The sequence below is a fragment of the Achromobacter maghribensis genome, assembly GCF_057334215.1.
Genome location: NZ_JBHFII010000007.1, coordinates 1 through 1,030 on the forward strand (window position 1 = coordinate 1; position 1,030 = coordinate 1,030).

The 1,030-nt window shown below is 68.1% G+C and carries 1 protein-coding gene; it reads left to right on the forward strand.

Annotated elements, in window-relative coordinates:
- Positions 1 to 1,030, forward strand: a 1,030-nt coding sequence (locus tag ACE039_RS03305) for a polyketide synthase dehydratase domain-containing protein (RefSeq protein ID WP_485821680.1), incomplete at both ends; no start/stop codon positions are given.

A 1,030-nucleotide genomic window follows, 5' to 3' on the forward strand; every position in this document is an offset into this window, starting at 1 on the left:
GAGGAAGATGGTGCGATCCGTATCGAGCAGGTGAGCTGGATGCGGCCCCTGGCGGTCGCCGAGCCGCTGGCCGTGCACATCGGGCTGGAGGTCGAGGAAGACGGACGAATCGGCTACGAGATCTACAGCGGCGAAGGCGAGGCGGTGCAGGTCTACAGCCAGGGCTGGGCGGTGGTCGCGACGCCGGCCGAGGCGCCGACCGTCGATCTGGCGGCACTGCGCGCGCAGTGCGGACGAACGATCAATCGCGCGGATTGTTATGCACGATTTGCGTCGATGGGCTTGGCCTATGGGGCGAGCTTCCAATCGTTGACGCAATTGCAGGTGGGCGAGAACCTGGCGGTGGGGGCACTGCAGTGGCCGGCCCCTGCACCGGCCGATGACGATCCCGTCTATGGCTTGCCACCGAGTTTGCTGGACGGCGCGTTGCAGACGAGCCTCGGTTTGATGCCGGAGGAGGCGGGGCCGACGGTGCCGTTTGCGGTGCAGTCGGTGGAGCAGTGGTTGCCGGTGCCGGTGCCCGCCTATGCGGTGGTGCGGCCGGCGGCCGGAGACAGCGCGGCGGTGCGCAAGCTACAGGTGGAGATCGTCGATCCGCAGGGACGCGTGGCGGTCCGGCTGAGCGGCTTCAGCAGCCGGGCACTGCCCGCTTCGTCGACGATAGACCGGACGGTTGATTCAAGTGAGCTTGTGCCGATGGCGCAAGAGTCGTTCAGACCTGTATCGACGCTTGAAGGCGAACTGATGCTGACGCCGATATGGGAGACGGTCGGCGAAGCCGGGCCAAATGCGTCACCTTCCATGCAGCAGCTGATACAGCTGCATGCCGGCACGCAGACGCCGTTCGCGGGGCCGCCCGCCGTGGCGTGGTCGGTGCGCGACAGCCGCGAGACCTTGGTCGAGGCGCTCAGGCGCGAAGGGCCGCTGCACCACATCGTGTGGCAGGTGCCGGCCGGCGAAGCGGGGGCAGCGGTGATGGCTCTGCGGCTGGTGCAGGCGCTGCTGGCGCTGGAGTACGGCACGCGATCGC